The 16,432-nt window shown below is 71.1% G+C and carries 18 protein-coding genes and 3 tRNA genes; 16 read left to right on the top strand and 5 right to left on the bottom strand.

Annotated elements, in window-relative coordinates; all coding sequences use genetic code 11:
- Window positions 1-4 precede the first annotated feature (4 nt).
- The 6 genes from ACZ6B8_RS05550 (at window position 5) to ACZ6B8_RS05525 (ending at window position 5,739) form a co-directional block, all read left to right on the top strand.
- Window positions 5-1,669 carry an NADH-quinone oxidoreductase subunit M gene (locus tag ACZ6B8_RS05550; RefSeq protein ID WP_471606343.1) on the top strand — a complete coding sequence of 555 codons (1,665 nt, stop codon included), beginning with the start codon at window positions 5-7 and terminating at the stop codon, window positions 1,667-1,669.
- Window positions 1,666-3,216 carry an NADH-quinone oxidoreductase subunit N gene (locus ACZ6B8_RS05545; protein ID WP_471084475.1) on the top strand — a complete coding sequence of 517 codons (1,551 nt, stop codon included), beginning with the start codon at window positions 1,666-1,668 and terminating at the stop codon, window positions 3,214-3,216. The genes ACZ6B8_RS05550 and ACZ6B8_RS05545 overlap by 4 nt, the downstream gene beginning before the upstream one ends.
- 197 nt (window positions 3,217-3,413) lie before the next feature.
- A complete protein-coding gene (htpX, locus tag ACZ6B8_RS05540; protein ID WP_471606342.1) occupies window positions 3,414-4,277 on the top strand; it encodes a zinc metalloprotease HtpX in 864 nt (287 codons plus the stop codon).
- The gene (locus ACZ6B8_RS05535) at window positions 4,274-4,669 is read left to right on the top strand and encodes a YccF domain-containing protein (RefSeq protein ID WP_471606341.1); all 396 of its coding nucleotides are present in this window, start codon (window positions 4,274-4,276) and stop codon (window positions 4,667-4,669) included. The genes htpX and ACZ6B8_RS05535 overlap by 4 nt, the downstream gene beginning before the upstream one ends.
- Window positions 4,670-4,782: 113 nt before the next feature.
- Window positions 4,783-5,319 carry an SMI1/KNR4 family protein gene (locus tag ACZ6B8_RS05530; RefSeq protein WP_471084480.1) on the top strand — a complete coding sequence of 179 codons (537 nt, stop codon included), beginning with the start codon at window positions 4,783-4,785 and terminating at the stop codon, window positions 5,317-5,319.
- A gap of 153 nt (window positions 5,320-5,472) precedes the next feature.
- Window positions 5,473-5,739: a GlsB/YeaQ/YmgE family stress response membrane protein gene (locus ACZ6B8_RS05525; protein WP_471084483.1), complete on the top strand. Its 267-nt coding sequence runs from the start codon at window positions 5,473-5,475 to the stop codon at window positions 5,737-5,739.
- Between the two features lie 119 nt (window positions 5,740-5,858).
- Here the strand turns inward: ACZ6B8_RS05525 and ACZ6B8_RS05520 are convergent, their stop codons facing one another.
- A complete protein-coding gene (locus ACZ6B8_RS05520; RefSeq protein ID WP_358577341.1) occupies window positions 5,859-6,347 on the bottom strand; it encodes a YajQ family cyclic di-GMP-binding protein in 489 nt (162 codons plus the stop codon).
- Window positions 6,348-6,543: 196 nt separating this feature from the next.
- On the opposite strand from ACZ6B8_RS05520, the gene ACZ6B8_RS05515 reads away from it, so the two are divergent.
- Window positions 6,544-6,625, top strand: a tRNA-Tyr gene (locus ACZ6B8_RS05515).
- Between the two features lie 430 nt (window positions 6,626-7,055).
- On the opposite strand, the gene ACZ6B8_RS05510 is transcribed toward ACZ6B8_RS05515, so the two are convergent.
- On the bottom strand, window positions 7,056-7,334 hold the full coding sequence (locus ACZ6B8_RS05510) for a DUF4190 domain-containing protein (RefSeq protein ID WP_471606340.1): 279 nt from the start codon (window positions 7,332-7,334) through the stop codon (window positions 7,056-7,058).
- Between the two features lie 268 nt (window positions 7,335-7,602).
- Here ACZ6B8_RS05510 and ACZ6B8_RS05505 point away from each other — a divergent pair, with 268 nt between their 5' ends.
- Window positions 7,603-7,815: a hypothetical protein gene (locus tag ACZ6B8_RS05505; RefSeq protein WP_471606339.1), complete on the top strand. Its 213-nt coding sequence runs from the start codon at window positions 7,603-7,605 to the stop codon at window positions 7,813-7,815.
- A gap of 170 nt (window positions 7,816-7,985) precedes the next feature.
- Here ACZ6B8_RS05505 and ACZ6B8_RS05500 read toward each other — a convergent pair whose 3' ends face one another.
- Together ACZ6B8_RS05500 and ACZ6B8_RS05495 are read right to left on the bottom strand one after the other, a co-directional pair.
- Complete coding sequence (locus ACZ6B8_RS05500) at window positions 7,986-8,642, bottom strand: SDR family oxidoreductase (protein ID WP_471606338.1); 657 nt, start codon at window positions 8,640-8,642, stop codon at window positions 7,986-7,988.
- A 182-nt stretch (window positions 8,643-8,824) separates the two neighbouring features.
- Entirely contained in the window at window positions 8,825-10,120 is a 1,296-nt protein-coding gene (locus tag ACZ6B8_RS05495) for an amidohydrolase family protein (RefSeq protein ID WP_471606337.1), read from the bottom strand.
- Between the two features lie 254 nt (window positions 10,121-10,374).
- Here ACZ6B8_RS05495 and ACZ6B8_RS05490 point away from each other — a divergent pair.
- The 8 genes from ACZ6B8_RS05490 to ACZ6B8_RS05455 all read left to right on the top strand — a co-directional run bounded on the left by ACZ6B8_RS05490 (window position 10,375) and on the right by ACZ6B8_RS05455 (window position 15,274).
- Window positions 10,375-10,447 (top strand) — tRNA-Thr (locus ACZ6B8_RS05490).
- Between the two features lie 47 nt (window positions 10,448-10,494).
- A tRNA-Met gene (locus ACZ6B8_RS05485) sits at window positions 10,495-10,567 on the top strand.
- Between the two features lie 88 nt (window positions 10,568-10,655).
- Window positions 10,656-10,820, top strand: coding sequence for a 50S ribosomal protein L33 (rpmG, locus tag ACZ6B8_RS05480; RefSeq protein WP_004571794.1), 165 nt, complete (start codon window positions 10,656-10,658; stop codon window positions 10,818-10,820).
- Window positions 10,821-10,913: 93 nt separating this feature from the next.
- Entirely contained in the window at window positions 10,914-11,378 is a 465-nt protein-coding gene (locus ACZ6B8_RS05475; protein WP_471084497.1) for an FAS1-like dehydratase domain-containing protein, read from the top strand.
- 4 nt (window positions 11,379-11,382) lie between these two features.
- A complete protein-coding gene (locus ACZ6B8_RS05470; RefSeq protein WP_471606336.1) occupies window positions 11,383-11,811 on the top strand; it encodes a MaoC family dehydratase in 429 nt (142 codons plus the stop codon).
- 201 nt (window positions 11,812-12,012) lie between these two features.
- Window positions 12,013-12,561, top strand: a complete 549-nt coding sequence (locus ACZ6B8_RS05465; RefSeq protein WP_471606335.1) for a TetR/AcrR family transcriptional regulator — start codon at window positions 12,013-12,015, stop codon at window positions 12,559-12,561.
- Window positions 12,562-12,704: 143 nt separating this feature from the next.
- Window positions 12,705-14,141 carry a DHA2 family efflux MFS transporter permease subunit gene (locus ACZ6B8_RS05460; RefSeq protein ID WP_471606474.1) on the top strand — a complete coding sequence of 479 codons (1,437 nt, stop codon included), beginning with the start codon at window positions 12,705-12,707 and terminating at the stop codon, window positions 14,139-14,141.
- Between the two features lie 77 nt (window positions 14,142-14,218).
- The gene (locus tag ACZ6B8_RS05455; RefSeq protein WP_471606334.1) at window positions 14,219-15,274 is read left to right on the top strand and encodes a UDP-N-acetylmuramate dehydrogenase; all 1,056 of its coding nucleotides are present in this window, start codon (window positions 14,219-14,221) and stop codon (window positions 15,272-15,274) included.
- Window positions 15,275-15,322: 48 nt separating this feature from the next.
- Here the strand turns inward: ACZ6B8_RS05455 and ACZ6B8_RS05450 are convergent, their stop codons facing one another.
- Window positions 15,323-16,342, bottom strand: a complete 1,020-nt coding sequence (locus tag ACZ6B8_RS05450) for an adenosine deaminase (protein ID WP_471606333.1) — start codon at window positions 16,340-16,342, stop codon at window positions 15,323-15,325.
- Window positions 16,343-16,432: the final 90 nt, after the last annotated feature.

Raw genomic sequence — 16,432 nt, 5'->3', positions numbered from 1 at the left:
AGCCGTGATCGGTATCAGTGAGTCCGTGATGCAGTTTCTTCTGGCGTTGATCGTCGTCGGGCCGCTCATCGGCGCCGTGGCCGCCCTGCTGCCGGCCCCGCCCGGACTGAAGGGGAAGTCACCCGACCAGGCCGTGCTGCGCCACGGCGTGGTCGTGACCGGCGCGATCCTGCTCGCCACACTCGTCCTCGCGCTCGGCTTCGACCACGACCATCCGTCGAAGATGCAGGCCACGACCGATATCAGCTGGATCCCCGCACTCGACGTGCGCATCCACCTCGGCATCGACGGCATCTCGCTCCCCCTTCTGGTCCTGACCGCGCTGCTGACCTTCCTCTGCGCGCTCCACAGCTACTTCAGAATGCCGTCGGGCCCGTCCCCCAAGGCATTCGTGGCACTGATCCTCGTGCTCGAGTCCGGCACCCTCGCGACCTTCGCCGTCCTCGATCTGCTGCTGTTCTTCCTGGCGTTCGAGATGGTGCTCATCCCGATGTACTTCCTCATCGCCCGCTGGGGCGGTGAGCAACGCACGCGGGCCGCCTGGAAGTTCATCCTCTACACGCTGCTCGGCTCCGTCGTCATGCTGCTGGGCCTCCTCGTCATCGGGCTCGATTCAGGCACATTCGACATGGTGGCACTCGCCACTGACAACGGCCGGGGCCTGACCACATCCGTGCAGGTCATCGCGGTTCTGGCGATCGGGATCGGGCTCGCGGTCAAGGCGCCGATGTGGCCGCTGCACAGCTGGCTGCCGGATGCCCACACCGCCGCGCCGACCGTCGGCTCGGTCCTGCTGGCCGGCGTGCTGCTGAAAATGGGTACGTACGGATTCGTCCGGATCGTCCTGCCCATCGCGCCCGACGGGATGCGGGAGTTCGCGCCCTACCTCGCCGCCTTCGCGGTCGTCGGCATCATCTACGGTTCCCTCGCCTGCCTCGCGCTCGCCAGGCGGGGCGCGAAGGGCGACCTCAAGCGCCTCATCGCGTACTCGTCCGTCGGCCACATGGGCTTCGTGCTCCTCGGCATCTCGACGATGAGCCCGACCGGCGTGAACGGCGCGCTGTTCGCCAACGTCGCCCACGGCCTCATCACCGGCCTGCTGTTCTTCCTGGTCGGCGCACTCAAGGACCGCACCGGCACGACCGACCTCGACACCCTCGCCCGGGAATCGGGCGCCGCGCTCTACGGCAGGGCCCCGCGCCTCGGCGGCCTCCTCGCCTTCGCCGCCGTCGCCTCGCTCGGGCTGCCGGGCCTCGCCGGGTTCTGGGGCGAAATGCTCGCGCTGTTCGGCGCGTTCGAGCCCGCCGACGACCTGAGCCGCCCCGCCTTCCTCACCTTCATGGCGATCGCCGCCTTCGGCACCCTGCTCACCGCCGCGTACATGCTCATCGTCGTACGCCGGATCTGCATGGGCCCGACGGCGCGTCCGGCGGCCGCCCCCGACGAACCGTCGCCCGCGGCGCCCGCCGACGAGCCGGCACCCGTGACGCTCTCCGACGCCCCAGCGCCCAGGGACGGCGCTCCGGCGCTCGCCGACGTCCACGGATACGAGTTCGCCGCCTGGACCCCGCTCGTCGCCCTCACCGTCCTCGCCGGACTCTGGCCCGCGGCTCTCCTCGGCCTGACCGACCCGGCCGTGCAGAAGCTCCTCACTGGAGGCAAGTCGTGACCGTGGCCGCCGAAAGCGCCGAAAGCGCGGCAAACCTGGTCCAGTCCGTCGACTGGCTCGCGATCGCGCCGCCGACCATCGCGGCGGTCGTCGCCCTCGTCGTGCTCGTCGCCGACCTCTTCGTGGGAGCAGGCAAGAAGGCGCTGCTCGGCTGGGTCTCCGTGGCGGGCCTGGCCGCGGCCGCGCTCAGCCTGCTGCCCCTCCTGGACGACGACCGCTCCACCTTCTGCCTGACCGGCGGCGGCACGCACGCGTGCAGCTACACCGCCGACCGCTTCACCCTCGTCATCCAGCTCCTCGTCCTCGGCGGCGCGCTCCTCGCCGCCCTGCTCTCGATGAGCACCCTCAAGGACTCCGGAGACGAACTGCCTGCGGGGGAGTACTGGTTCCTGCTGCTCTCCTCGGCGGCCGGCGCCGCCCTGCTGCCCGCGTCGCGCGACCTCGCGACGCTCATCGTCGCCCTGGAGGTCGCCTCCCTGCCGGCCTTCGCACTGGTCGGCCTCAAGCGGGGCGACAAGCGCTCCTCCGAAGCGGCCCTGAAGTTCTTCCTGTCCTCGGTCACCGCGACCGCCGTCAGCCTCATGGGCGTCAGCTTCGTGTACGCGGCGACCGGCACCCTGCACCTCACGGAGATCGCCACCAAGCTGCAGAGCTCCGAGGTCCTCGACGGACAGCTGCACACCCTCGCCCAGACCGGCGTCGCCCTCACCCTGGTCGGCTTCGCCTTCAAGGTGGCGGCCGTCCCCTTCCACTTCTGGGTGCCCGACACCTACGTGGGCGCACCGCTGCCCGTCGCCGCGTACCTCTCCGTCGTCGGCAAGGCCGTCGGCTTCTCCGGCCTCATCCTCGTCACCGTCGTCGCCTTCCCCTCGTACGCGGACGTCTGGGGCCCGGCGCTCGCCGTCCTCGCCGCGCTCACCATGACCGCGGGCAACGTCGCCGCGCTGCGCCAGGGCACCACGCGCGCGTACAGCGCGGTCCGCCTCCTCGCCTGGTCCTCCGTCGGACAGGCCGGCTACCTCCTGGTGCCGATCGCCGCCGCCGGATACGCCGACAACGAGGCCGCCGCTGAGGAGGCCGTCGGCTCCACCGTCGCGTACGCCCTGATGTACGCCGCCGTGAACCTGGGAGCGTTCGCCGTGGCAGCCCTCGTCGGCCGCACCCGGCGCCTGAACCGCGTCAGCGACTACCGCGGCCTCTACGCCCGCAGCCCGCTGGCCGCGCTGGTCCTCGGCTTCTTCCTGCTCTGCCTCGCGGGCCTGCCGCCCGGCATCGTCGGCCTTTTCGCGAAGGTCACGGTCTTCTCGGCGGCGGTCGACGCGGGCCTCGGCTGGCTCGCCGTGGTGATGGCCGCGAACGTCGTGATCGCGCTCTACTACTACCTCCAGTGGACCGCGCTCCTGTTCCGCGCCCCCGAGGGCGAGCCGGCCGAGCACCACGCGCCGGCGCCCCTGACCGCGGCCATCGCCCTGACGGCGGTCCTCGGCGTCGCGCTCTCCGGAGCACCCCAGCTGATCCTGCGCTTCTCGGACACCAGCCTGTTCTGACGCGCGGCAGGCGGCGCCCCCTCAGATCGCCGCTGGACCGCCGCCGCCCGCCATCACCCGCGCGGCCTACATCGCTCGTACGTGCACAAGGGAACTAGTGCTCCCCGCCTGGCGTTGACCAGTACGGGAGGGTCCACTGAACAGTGGAAGCACCAGTCAGCAGAGGGTTCCCCCACGCACCACCAGGAGGGCGTACCGTGCACCGCCGGCACAACGGGTTGAAGACCGCCGTACTCCTCGGGGGACTGTCCGCGCTCATCCTTGTCATCGGCAGTTTCTTCGGGCGTACGGGCCTGATCGTCGCGCTCTTCGTGGCGCTCGGCACCAATGCGTACGCGTACTGGAACAGCGACAAGCTCGCCCTGCGCGCCATGCGGGCCCGCCCGGTGAGCGAATTCGAGGCCCCCGAGTTGTACCGCATGGTCCGTGAGCTCTCCACCCAGGCCCGCCAGCCCATGCCGCGCCTGTACATCTCGCCCACCGAGGCGCCGAACGCCTTCGCGACCGGCCGCAACCCGCGCAACGCCGCGGTGTGCTGCACCGACGGCATCCTGCGCCTCCTCGACGAGCGCGAGCTGCGCGGCGTCATCGGCCACGAGCTGAGCCACGTCTACAACCGCGACATCCTGATCTCCTCGGTCGCGGGCGCCCTGGCCTCCGTGATCATGTTCCTGGTCAACTTCGCCTGGCTGATCCCGGTCGGCCGGTCGAACGACAACGACGGCCCCGGCATCTTCGGGATGCTCCTCATCATGCTGCTCGGCCCGCTCGCGGCCTCCATCATCCAGCTCGCCATCAGCCGCTCCAGGGAGTACGAGGCGGACGCGTCCGGCGCCCAACTCACCGGCGACCCCTTGGCCCTGGCGAGCGCGTTGCGCAAACTCGAAGCGGGTACGAAGCAGTTGCCGCTGCCCCCCGAGCCCCGGCTCGAGACGGCGAGCCACATGATGATCGCTAATCCGTTCCGTCCGGGGCAGGGGATATCCAAGATGTTCTCCACGCACCCGCCGATGGCGGAGCGCATTGCCCGACTCGAGCAGATGGCAGGTCGCCACCAGTGAAGACAATCCTCAACGTCATATGGCTCGTCCTCTGCGGCTTCTGGATGTTCCTGGCCTACCTCCTGGCGGGCGCGCTGCTGTGCATCACCATCATCGGCATCCCGTTCGGCCTGGCCAGCTTCCGCATCGGCCGCTATGCCCTGTGGCCCTTCGGCTACACGACGGTCGAGCGCCGCGACTCCGGCGCCCCCTCCTGCCTCGGCAACGTGCTGTGGCTGGTCCTCGCCGGCTGGTGGCTGGCGATCGGCCACATCGTCACGGGCTTCCTGCTCTGCGTCACGATCATCGGTATCCCCCTGGGCATCGCCAACTTCAAGCTGATCCCGGTCTCCTTGCTGCCGCTCGGCCGCGAGATCGTCCGCACGGACCAGCCGTTCGCCGCGCGCTACTAGGCGTTCGCCGCGCGCTGCCGAAGCAGGCGTGAGCGGGCCCTGACGCCCGCTCACCTCGCTCTCGCCCGGGCTCCCGGCCCGGGACTGTCACTGCCGTGGTCCACCATGAACTCATGACCGAGACCGAGCAGTTGCTGGACCGCGTCGCCGCGGCGGCGCGCGCCACCCGCCCCTGGGGCTGGGACTCCCTGCCCGCCCCTGTGGACGCGGGCACCCTGGCCCGGGCCGAGGTCTCCCTGGGCTTCCGTCTGCCACCCCTGCTCGCCGCGCTCTACACCCGCATAGGGGACGGCGGGTTTGGCCCGGAGTACGGCCTGTTGTCGCTCCTCGAAGGGAAGTCGTCCGGCGGCGAACCGGCCGTCGTCGAGGAGTACCACGCGATGCGCGGCTCGGCTCGGGGCTGGCCTGAGGGCGTGCTGCCGATATCCCACTGGGGCTGCGCGATGTACGCGTGCGTGGACTGCCGCACCGAGGAGGCCCAGGTCCTCCTCTTCGAGCCGAACGGCGGCGACCCGAGCCACGCCTGGTTCGTCGACTCCCCGGACCTCACGACGTGGCTCACGGCCTGGCTCGACGGCACGGGGTGGTACGCGGAGGACAACGACGACCTGGACCTGCCGGAGTGGCAGGACGCCCGCACGCGCGCGTAGCCCGTCCCTGCCGCCCCCGGGCCACCCTGGCGGCCCAGCGTCTCGTGTGGGATGCGCCGCACCTCGTGGATCACCGCAACCGCGCCCCCGCGAGGCGACGTCCTTCAGGGCGACAGCGCACCAGCTCACCGCGCGAGAAAGGCAGGTCACCGCATGGGCATCATCAGCTGGATCGTTCTGGGGCTCCTCGCCGGAGCCGCCGCCAAACTGCTGCTGCCCGGCCGCGACCCGGGCGGCTTCATCGGCACGACCGTCATCGGTATCGCGGGCGCCTTCCTCGGCGGCTGGATCTCCGCCCGCTACCTGGACCGCCCGATCCCGAACCACTTCTACGACGGCGCCACCTGGGCGGCGGCCATCGGCGGCTCACTCGTCCTCCTGGTGGCCTACCGCATCCTGTTCGGCCACTCGCGGCGCTGAGAGGCCGCGGCTCCGGCCCGCGGCCGACACCAAGGGCGGGCACCCTCTGTGGGGTGCCCGCCCTCCGTAGTCGTACGACGGTGAGGAACCGGCCGCCGGCGAACTACCGGACCACCGGACTACCGGTAGTTCACGAACTGCAGCGCGAAGTCGAAGTCCTGCCCCTTGAGCAGTGCCTGCACGGCCTGCAGGTCGTCACGGCTCTTCGAGCTGACCCGCAGCTCGTCACCCTGGACCTGCGCCTTGACGCCCTTGGGGCCCTCGTCGCGGATGATCTTGGCGACCTTCTTCGCGTTCTCCTGGGAGATGCCCTCCTCGATCGAGGCGAAGATCTTGTACTCCTTGCCGGACAGCTGCGGCTCGCCCGCGTCCAGCGACTTCAGCGAGATGCCGCGCTTGACCAGCTTGGACTGGAAGACGTCGAGGATCGCCTTGACCCGCTCCTCGCCGCTCGCCTCCATCAGGATCTTCTCGCCGGACCACGAGATCGAGGCACCCGTGCCCTTGAAGTCGTAGCGCTGGGAGATCTCCTTGGCGGCCTGGTTGAGGGCGTTGTCGACCTCCTGCCGCTCGACCTTCGAGACGATGTCGAAACTGGAGTCGGCCATGTCCTGTGGCTCCTTGTATCGGGGTATGCGTACTCAGCGGTTACACGGCCGACTGACGCTGGCCGCATCCGCAAAGCCTAGCCACCGCCCCCGCGCGGGGTGCCGATCAATCGGGTGGCGAAGCACCCCCTGGCATCAGGTATCGTTTACGTCGTTGCCACGGAGCGCCGCGCAAGCGGGGCCAGGCAGCAAACCCGGCGGTGTGCCCGAGCGGCCAAAGGGAGCAGACTGTAAATCTGCCGGCTCAGCCTTCCCAGGTTCGAATCCTGGCGCCGCCACATGAAGGTAAACCCCCTCCGATCTGCGGAAACGCGGATCGGAGGGGGTTTCTTCGTCTGGGCGGCCCCGGCACCCTCGGGTGCGGACGCGCTCGCGGACGGCGGGGAGGCGGGGGCGTGAGTGAGGGCGGCAAGGGGTGCTTCGGCCTCCAGCCGCTGGAGTGCCGGACGGGAACCGTGTGCCCGCGCCCTGTCGTTATTACTCTCGGTAATGGACCTGTGATCGATGCTGCCGATTTCGACGGCTCCGATTCCCGATTAAGGAATCCGATCTTCCGCTGTTCCTCGCCATGGATTCATGGGTTCACGGGATTCGTGAGGATCCGGCGGATTCGACGGGATGCAGTCGGCGGAGGGCGCTCTCCGGGGGTTCCGTCTCGCTGACAGGCCCTCAAGTGCGCGCCACCCGCCCCGCCGTCACCGTTTCCGATCAACCGCCGACGTACCAGCTGAACCCGCCGGACGCGACGAGGGCCAGCATCACGATGAACAGCACCACGTCGATGATGCCCAGGATCAGGCCCGCCTTCGCCATGCCCAGGCTGCCGGCCCTCTGGCGCAGGGCGACCGCGCCGAAGATGATCGCGAGCGGCCCGAGGACGAAGGACAGGAAGAACAGACCGAGGATGCCGCAGACGAGTCCGGCCACCGCGAGGCCGTTTGTCCGGGCGCCGGGAGAAGCTGCTGAACGGCCGCCGTAAACCGACATGGCCACACTCCTTGGAGATCGAATTCCAGTATTGCGTGACGCACGTTCAGGTGCCCCGGAATTCAGGCCGTAGTCCGCCTGATGTCTGCGTAGTTGAGTATTCACACGGCGGCGAGATCAGGTCGGCTCCGGAGGATCCGGCTCCGTTCTATGAGGTCGTGCGGCGAGGTCGTGCGGCGGTGGCGTGCAGCGGGGGCCACGCTGCGGGGCCGCGCCTCGCGGGAGTCGTCGAGCGCCGTCCGGGATCCCCTGCGCGCAAAATGGATGCATGACGTCCCGTCGCAGAAACTGCCCGGTGTGCCGCCGCGAGATCGCTGTCGTCGGCGGCCGCTTCGCCCGCCACGACCCACCGGGCCCGCGCGGCACCGGCGACCTCATCTCCTGCCCGGGCTCCCGCAGCCAGGCCCAACTGGGCGCGGCACAGCCCGCCCTGGACGGCTACGTCGTCCCGGACCTCCCCGGCCAGCTGCCGCTGTTCTGAGCCCAGCCACGTGCTCTGAGCGCGACCAAGTGTTCCGGGCGGAACCAAGGCTCCAACGCCCCTGAGCGCCCTGGCGCCCCTGACGGTGTCCGAGAGCGTGACGGCCCCTCAGGCCGCCCTGAGCGCCCCCACACACCCCTCAGACGCCCCTCAGGCGCCCCGCGTCGTCCTCAGTTGCCCGCGACCGACTTGACCGCCACCGACACCGGCACGGAGCCGCTGACCAGTTCCAGCGTCAGCCCGGCCGTCGCCGAGGTCTCCACGAGCTCCGCGAGCACCGCGGCGACGTCGTCCCGCGGGATCGGTCCGCGCCCGGTCGACGCCTCCAGGCGCACGAGGCCGGTGCCCGCGTCGTCCGTCAGCATCCCGGGGCGCAGGATCGTCCAGTCCAGGGCGGCACGCGCGCGTACGGACGCGTCGGCCTTACCCTTGGCCCGCAGATAGGCATCGAAGATCTCGTCGCCCTGGTGCCGCGGATCGGCGCCCATCGACGACACGACGATGTGGCGACGCACCCCGGCCCGCTCCGCCGCGTCCGCGAACAGCACGGCCGCGTCCCGGTCCACGGTGCTCTTGCGGTCGACGCCGCTGCCCGGCCCCGCACCCGCCGCGAAGACGGCCGCGTCGGCGCCGCGCAGGTGCCCGGCGACCTCGTCGACGGACGCCGACTCCAGGTCGCACAGCAGCGGTTCGGCACCCGCCTCGCGCAGATCGGCCTCCTGCCCGGAGTTGCGGATCAGTCCCGCGACCTCGTCACCACGCGCGGCGAGCAGACGCTCCAGCCGCAGCGCGATCTGACCATGACCACCAGCGATGACAATGCGCATACTCCCGACCGTACGACAGGCCGGACGGGAGCGCTCAACACGCGCGTGGGCACCAGGAAAACCACCGCGACGCACGCGCGCGTGAAGGGCCATCCGGACCCACCGGCCCCGCCGAAGCGAGCCCCCGGCCGAAACAAGCCCCGGGCCGTGCCCTCACCGGCACGCGGGGACGGCCGCCGGCGTCACGCCGACGGTTCCTCGCCCCTGCCCCGCCCGGGCGGGGTACCCGACGACCGCCCCTGCCGCGGCAGGTCCAGCGCCACCGCGGCGGCGGAGTCGCAGTACTCGCGCACCGCGCTGGTCCGCGCCACGACGCGCCCCCGATGCACCACGATCCGGCTGTACGCCAGCGACAGCGCGCCCGCGAGCCGGTCGCCGCGCACGGCGAGCAACTCGGCGGGGAAGCCCGCCTCCACCCGCACCTCCGGCAGCCCCATGGCCGCCCGCGCCGCCCCGCTCACCGAGCGGTACGCCTCCTCGGGCCGCAGTCTGCACCGCGAGGCCAGCAGATACGCGGCCTCCAGCGGATCCCCGCGCCCCACCGGATTCGACACGTCCCGCATCGCCCCGCTGCCGGCGGCGACCCGCACCCCCGCCGCCCGCAGCAGCCGCACCGGAGCCACCCCGTGCCGCTCCGCGCTCCCGCAGCCGCCCTGGGGCAGACAGACCACCGTCACCGCTGCCGCGGCCAACTGCTCCGCGGTGCGCGCCGCCACGTCCGAAGGGAGCCGCCCGAGGCCGGCGCACGGGCCGATCGTCACGCCCGCCCGCAGGCCGCCGGCCATCGCCGCGAGGCGCCCGAGGCGCGCCGGATCGTCACCGTCCGTGTGCAGATCCACGGGACACCCGTGCTCCGCCGCGATCTCCAGGACCGCCTCCGCGTACCCCGTCGGATCGGGGTCGAGATCGGGACAGCCGCCCACGACGGAGGCGCCCATCTTCACCGCGTCGCGCAGCATCGCGAGCCCGTCGGCCCCGGCGACGCCGGTCAGCAGCCGCGGCACCGCGACGGCCGTGAGGTCCACCAGGCCCCGCAGCGAGCGCCGCGCCTGAAGGACCGCCTCCATCGGGCCGAGCCCGTGCACGTCACCGATCCGCACGTGCGACCGCACCGCGGTGGCGCCGTGCCCGAGCTGCAGCAGTGCGGCCTCCGTGGCCCTGCGCTGCACGTCAGGGACGTCGTAGGAAACCGGACCCGGCGAGTCCGCCGACAGCGCCGTGTCGCCGTGTCCGTGCGGTTCCGCCGCCGCGGGCAGCAGCAGATAGCCGCCCAGGTCCACGCGCGCGGCGTGCGTGCTCAGGCTGCCGGCCGTGCCGACCGCCTCGATGCGCCCGCCGCCCAGGCGGACGTCCACGGTCCGTCCGTCGGTGAGCCGGGCGCCGCAGAGCAGCAGGGCCCCGGAGTCGTCCGCGGGGCCGGAATCCGAGGAGCCGGAGGCGCCTGAGGAGTGGGGCTGCTGCGGCTGGCTGTCGGGCATCGCGCTCCTGGGGTTCGGGGGCGGCTGCATCGGGGGGAGGCGTCAAGATCACGCAGCGTGTGCCGAGCCTAGGACGGCGAAAGGCCTGCTTCGAGGAGGAGCGGAATAGTCGTACCGGTGTGGTGCGGGTGTGGTGCGCGTGCACGGATGAGGCGCTGACAGACCCCTGGGACGAGCCCGCCGATGCCCTCGGAGGGCCCCGGCGAAACGGATTTGGGCGATCGGCGGGCAACCGTGTAATGTCTTCATCGCTCGCCCCAATAGCTCAGTCGGTAGAGCGTCTCCATGGTAAGGAGAAGGTCTGCGGTTCGATTCCGCATTGGGGCTCTGATGTTGAGTGATCCTCGCCTTCGGGCGGGGTGATCCGGCATCGCAGCGGTGTAGCTCAGTCGGTAGAGCAAGCGGCTCATAATCGCTGTGTCACCGGTTCAAGTCCGGTCACCGCTACTAACGGTAGCCGATTGTGGGGTCGGTCCTTCGATCGGCTACTCTTTTATGCGTTCATCCGTCCATCCGTCCGTCAAGGAGCACTCACGTGGCTGCCACCGACGTCCGCCCGAAGATCACGCTGGCCTGCGTGGAGTGCAAGGAGCGGAACTACATCACCAAGAAGAACCGGCGTAACGACCCGGACCGTCTTGAGATGAAGAAGCACTGCCCGCGCTGCAACGCGCACACTGCGCACCGCGAAACGCGCTAAACACAGGCTCGTACACGAGGCCGTCCCCGTTTTCTGGGGGCGGCCTCGTGTCGTTATGTCGTTACGAAACCAACCGCAGGAGGTTCCGGGCCCATGGCGCTCGACCAGTCCTTCGTGGGGCGGTCCTATCCCCCCACTGATCCTTATGAGGTCGGCCGGGAGAAGATCCGCGAGTTCGCCGAGGCGGTGGGGGACGCCCATCCCGCGTACACCGACCCGGCGGCCGCCAAGGCGCTCGGTCACCAGGACGTGATCGCGCCGCCGACTTTTGTGTTTGCCATCACGTTCAAGGCGGCCGGTCAGGTCATCGAGGACCCGCAGCTCGGCCTCGACTACAGCCGGGTGGTGCACGGCGACCAGAAGTTCGTCTACGTCCGCCCGGTGCGCGCCGGTGACCGGCTCACCGTCAGCTCGACGATCGAGTCCATCAAGTCGCTCGCGGGCAACGACGTCCTGGACATCCGCGGCGAGGTCCACGACGAGGCCGGCGAGCACGTCGTGACCGCCTGGACCAAGCTCGTCGCGCGTGCGGCGGAGCCCGCGGCGAAGGAGGCCTGAGGCGATGACGGCGAAGATTTCCTACGACGAGGTCGAGGTCGGCACCGAGCTGCCGGCCCAGTCCTTCCCTGTGACGCGCGACACGCTCGTGCGGTACGCGGGCGCTTCCGGTGACTTCAACCCGATCCACTGGAACGAGAAGTTCGCGGTCGAGGTCGGCCTGCCCGACGTCATCGCGCACGGCATGTTCACCATGGCCGAGGCGATCCGCGTCGTGACGGACTGGCTGGGCGACCCCGGAGCGGTCGTCGAGTACGGCGTGCGCTTCACCAGGCCCGTCGTCGTACCCAACGACGACAAGGGCGCCACGCTCGAGGTCAGCGCCAAGGTCGCGGCCAAGCTGGACGACGGCCGCGTCCGGGTCGACCTCCTCGCGAAGAGCGCGGAACAGAAGGTCCTCGGCATGTCGCGCGCGGTCGTGCAGCTCGCCTGAGTGCGTCCGGTCGCGCCTTAAGCGGTGCGCGTGGTCACGGCCGGGGCCTTGACTCATGGGTAAGGGGCGTCCGGCATTGCGGGCGCCCCTTACTGCGCGCGTACCGCACCCCTAGGCACACCTGTAGGGCACCCACGAGGAGCCGCGGATCCATCTCTTGACGACTTAGTGATTGACCACTAACTTACTTCCATGGTCAGGATGAGCGCAGAGGAGCGGCGCGAAAGCGTCATCCGCGCGGCGATGGTCGAGTTCGCCCGCGGCGGCTACAACGGCACGTCCACCGCGTCGATCGCCCAGCGCGTGGGGGTCTCGCAGCCGTACCTCTTCCGGCTCTTCCCGGACAAGCGGGCCATCTTCCTCGCCGCCGCCGAGCGGTGCTGCCAGGAGACCACGGAGGTCTTCCGCGCCGCGTCCGACGGGCTGGCGGGGGAGGAGGCCGAGCGTGCGATGGGGCGGGCCTACCAGGCGCTCATCGCCGAGGACCCGGACAAGCTGCTCATGCAGATGCAGATGTACGTCGCCGCGGCCGCCGCGGAGGCGTCCGGCGACGAGGAGCTCGGCGCGGCGCTGCGGGCCGCCTGGATGGAGATGTACGACACGGTGCATCTGGCGCTGGGGGTGGAGGTCGACGCGACGACCACGTTCCTGGCGTACGGGATGCTGATCAACGTCATGGTCTCGTTGGGCTTCCAGCCCGACCACCGGGTGTGGGCCGGCTTCTACGAGCCGCCCCAGCCCCGGCGGTGAGGCGGTGCGGCGCGGGCGCGCGCGGGCGGTGGGGTACGCGCGCGTGAGGCGGTGGGTCATGTGTGTCACGGGGTGCGTGTTTCTTTGCGCCCACGAAAGTTAGTCATCAATAACTAACCTCAGGGGAAGCGATGTCACAGCAGATGCCACAGCGGACAGCACCACGCGGGGGAATGGTCTGGGCCCTCGTCATCACCAGCGTCGCCGGATTCATGGCGGCGCTCGACAACCTCGTCGTCACCACGGCCCTGCCCTCCATCCGCGAGGACTTCGGCGGTGCGCTGCACGACCTCGAGTGGACGGTGAGCGCCTACACCCTCACCTTCGCCGTGCTGCTGATGTTCGGCGCGGCCCTGGGGGACCGGTTCGGCAGGCGACGGCTCTTCCTCGTCGGCCTCACGGTCTTCACCGGCGCCTCCGCCGCCGCGGCCCTCGCGTCGAACCTCGGGGTGCTCGTCGCCGCCCGCGCGGTGCAGGGTGTCGGCGCCGCCATCATGATGCCGCTCACGCTGACCCTGCTCACGGCGGCCGTCCCCGCGGCCAAGCGCGGCATGGCGTACGGGATATGGGGCGCCGTCAACGGCCTCGCGGTCGCCAGCGGTCCGCTGATCGGCGGCAGCCTCACCGAGCACGTCTCCTGGCAGTGGATCTTCTGGCTGAACGTCCCGCTCGGCCTGGCCCTGCTGCCGCTGGCCCGCCTCCGCCTCACCGAGTCGTACGGCTCCGGGGCGCGCCTGGACGTCGTGGGCACGCTGCTCGCCAGCGGGGGACTCTTCGGCATCGTGTACGGCCTGATCCGCGGACCGATCGACGGCTGGACGAGCGCGACGGTGCTGACCAGCCTGATCACCGGCGCCGCGCTGCTCGCCGGATTCGTCCGCCACGGGATCCGCAGCAAGGCGCCCATGCTGCCGATGCGCCTCTTCCGCAGCCGCGCCTTCTCCGGCATCAACGCCGCGAGCCTGCTGATGTTCCTCGGCATGTTCGGCTCGATCTTCCTGCTCAGCCAGTACATGCAGGGCGTCCTCGGCTACTCGCCCACCGAGGCCGGGCTGCGCATGCTCCCCTGGACCGGCATGCCCATGCTCGTCTCGCCCCTCGCGGGCTATCTGTCCGACCGGATCGGCGGCCGCCCGGTCGTCGCCGCCGGACTCTTCCTGCAGGCCGTGGGCCTGGCCTGGTACGCCGTCGTGGTGGCGCCCGGCGCGACGTACACCGCGCAGCTGCCCGCCCTGATCGTCAGTGGCGTCGGCATGGCCCTGTACTTCGCCCCCGCCTCCAACCTGGTCATGTCCAGCGTCCGGCCGCACGAGCAGGGCATCGCCTCCGGCGCCAACAACGCGCTGCGCGAGGTGGGCGGCGCCCTCGGCATCGCCGTGATGTCGTCGATCTTCTCCGCGCAGGGCGGCTACGCGTCCGGCCAGAACTTCGTGGACGGCCTGCGGCCCGCACTGTGGGTGGGCGCCGCGACGGTCGCCCTCGCCGCGGTCGCGGCGCTGTGCATCCCGTCCCGCCGGGCGTCGGCCGCGGGACCCGCCGAGTCCGCCGCGAAGTCCGAGGAGGAGCTGGCCGCCGTCTGAGCGGGGAGCCCGGCGCTTCCCTCGCCCGAGAACGGCCCCGCCCTGACCGGCGGGGCCGTTCTCGTACTCTTGAGCACGTGCTGGAACTCCACGATGCCCCGCTCGCCCCGCTGACCACCTTCCGGCTCGGCGGCCCCGCGACCCGTCTGATCACCGCGACGACCGACGCCGAGGTGATCGCCGCCGTCCGTGAGGCCGACGACTCCGGTACGCCGCTGCTGCTCATCGGCGGCGGCTCCAACCTGGTCATCGGCGACAAGGGCTTCGACGGCACCGCCCTGCGCATCGCCACCCAGGGCTTCGACCTGGACGGCACGCGGCTGGAGCTGGCCGCCGGCGAGACCTGGACCGACGCCGTGGCGCGGACCGTCGAGGCCGGTCTCGCGGGCATCGAGTGCCTCGCCGGAATCCCGGGCTCCGCGGGCGCGACGCCGATCCAGAACGTGGGGGCGTACGGCCAGGAGGTCTCCTCGACGATCACCGAGGTGATCGCGTACGACCGGACGACGCGCGAGACGGTCACGATGGCGAACGCCGAGTGCGCCTTCTCGTACCGGCACAGCCGCTTCAAGGCCGACCCCGACCGGTTCGTGGTGCTGCGCGTCCGCTTCGAGCTGGAGGACGCGCAGGGGATGAGCGCCCCCCTCAAGTACCCGGAGACGGCCCGCGCGCTCGGCGTCGAGGCAGGGGACCGGGTCCCCGCAGCGGTCGCCCGCGAGACCGTCCTGAAGCTGCGCGCCGGCAAGGGCATGGTGCTCGACCCCGAGGACCACGACAGCTGGTCGGCCGGGTCCTTCTTCACCAACCCGATCCTCACCGAGGAGGAGTTCACCGCCTTCCACGCGCGCGTGACGGACCGCCTCGGCCCCGACGTCGCGCCGCCGGCCTTCCCCACGGGCGACGGCCGGGTGAAGACCTCCGCCGCCTGGCTCATCGACAGGGCGGGCTTCACCAAGGGGTACGGACAGGGGCGGGCCCGCATCTCCACCAAGCACACGCTCGCGCTCACCAACCGCGGCGGCGCGACCACCGAGGACCTTCTGGAGCTGGCCCGCGAGGTCGTCGCCGGAGTGCGGGACGCCTTCGGGGTCACCCTCGTCAACGAGCCGGTGACGGTGGGCGTCAGCCTGTAGCGCCCGGCGCCGGACCACGGTCCTGAAGGGCGTCGGCCGACCGGCCCGTCAACCGGCCAGCCAGTCGTCCACCCCGGCCAGCAGCTTGTCCCGCTCGTCCGCGGGCGCGGCCGAGCCGCGGATCGACTGGCGGGCCAGCTCGGCCAGTTCGGCGTCGGTGAAGGCGTGGTCCCTGCGCGCGATCTCGTACTGGGCGGCGAGCCGCGAACCGAAGAGCAGCGGGTCGTCCGCGCCGAGCGCTATCGGCACCCCGGCCTCGAAGAGCGTCCGCAGCGGCACGTCCTGAGGCTTCTCGTAGACCCCCAGGGCCACGTTGGACGCCGGGCACACCTCACACGTCACGCCCCGGTCCGCGAGCCGTTTCAGCAGGCGCGGGTCCTCGGCGGCCCGCACGCCGTGCCCGATGCGCACCGCGTCCAGGTCGTCCAGGCAGTCCCGCACCGACGCCGGGCCGGTGAGCTCGCCGCCGTGCGGCGCCGCGAGCAGGCCGCCCTCGCGGGCGATGGCGAAGGCCCGGTCGAAGTCCCGCGCCATGCCGCGCCGTTCGTCGTTGGAGAGCCCGAAGCCGACGATCCCCCGGTCCGCGTACCGCACCGCGAGGCGGGCCAGCGTGCGGGCGTCCAGCGGGTGCTTCATGCGGTTGGCGGCGACCAGGACGCGCATCCCGAGGCCCGTCTCGCGCGAGGCGCTCTCGACGGCGTCCAGGATGACCTCCAGGGCGGGGATGAGACCGCCGAGCCGCGGCGCGTACGAGGTCGGGTCCACCTGGATCTCCAGCCACCCCGAGCCGTCCCGCAGATCCTCCTCGGCGGCCTCGCGCACCAGGCGCCGGATGTCGTCGGGCTCCCGCAGACAGGATCGGGCGGCGTCGTAGAGCCGCTGGAAGCGGAACCATCCGCGTTCGTCCGTGGCCCGCAGCTTCGGGGGCTCGGCGCCGGTCAGTGCCTCCGGGAGCCGCACTCCGTACTTGTCGGCGAGTTCGAGGAGGGTGGCGGGCCGCATCGACCCGGTGAAGTGCAGGTGCAGATGGGCCTTGGGCAGCTCTCTTACGTCTCGTACGCGCTCCATTGGAGGATCTTGCCGCACGCACCTGTCGTCCCGGTAGCGGCTTTCCACCTTCGGGCCCTTCCCCGAACGAAGAAACGGGCCGCCCCTCCC

Source organism: Streptomyces sp. NPDC041122 (assembly GCF_055592445.1).
This window is presented reverse-complemented; position numbering and strand designations above follow the sequence as displayed.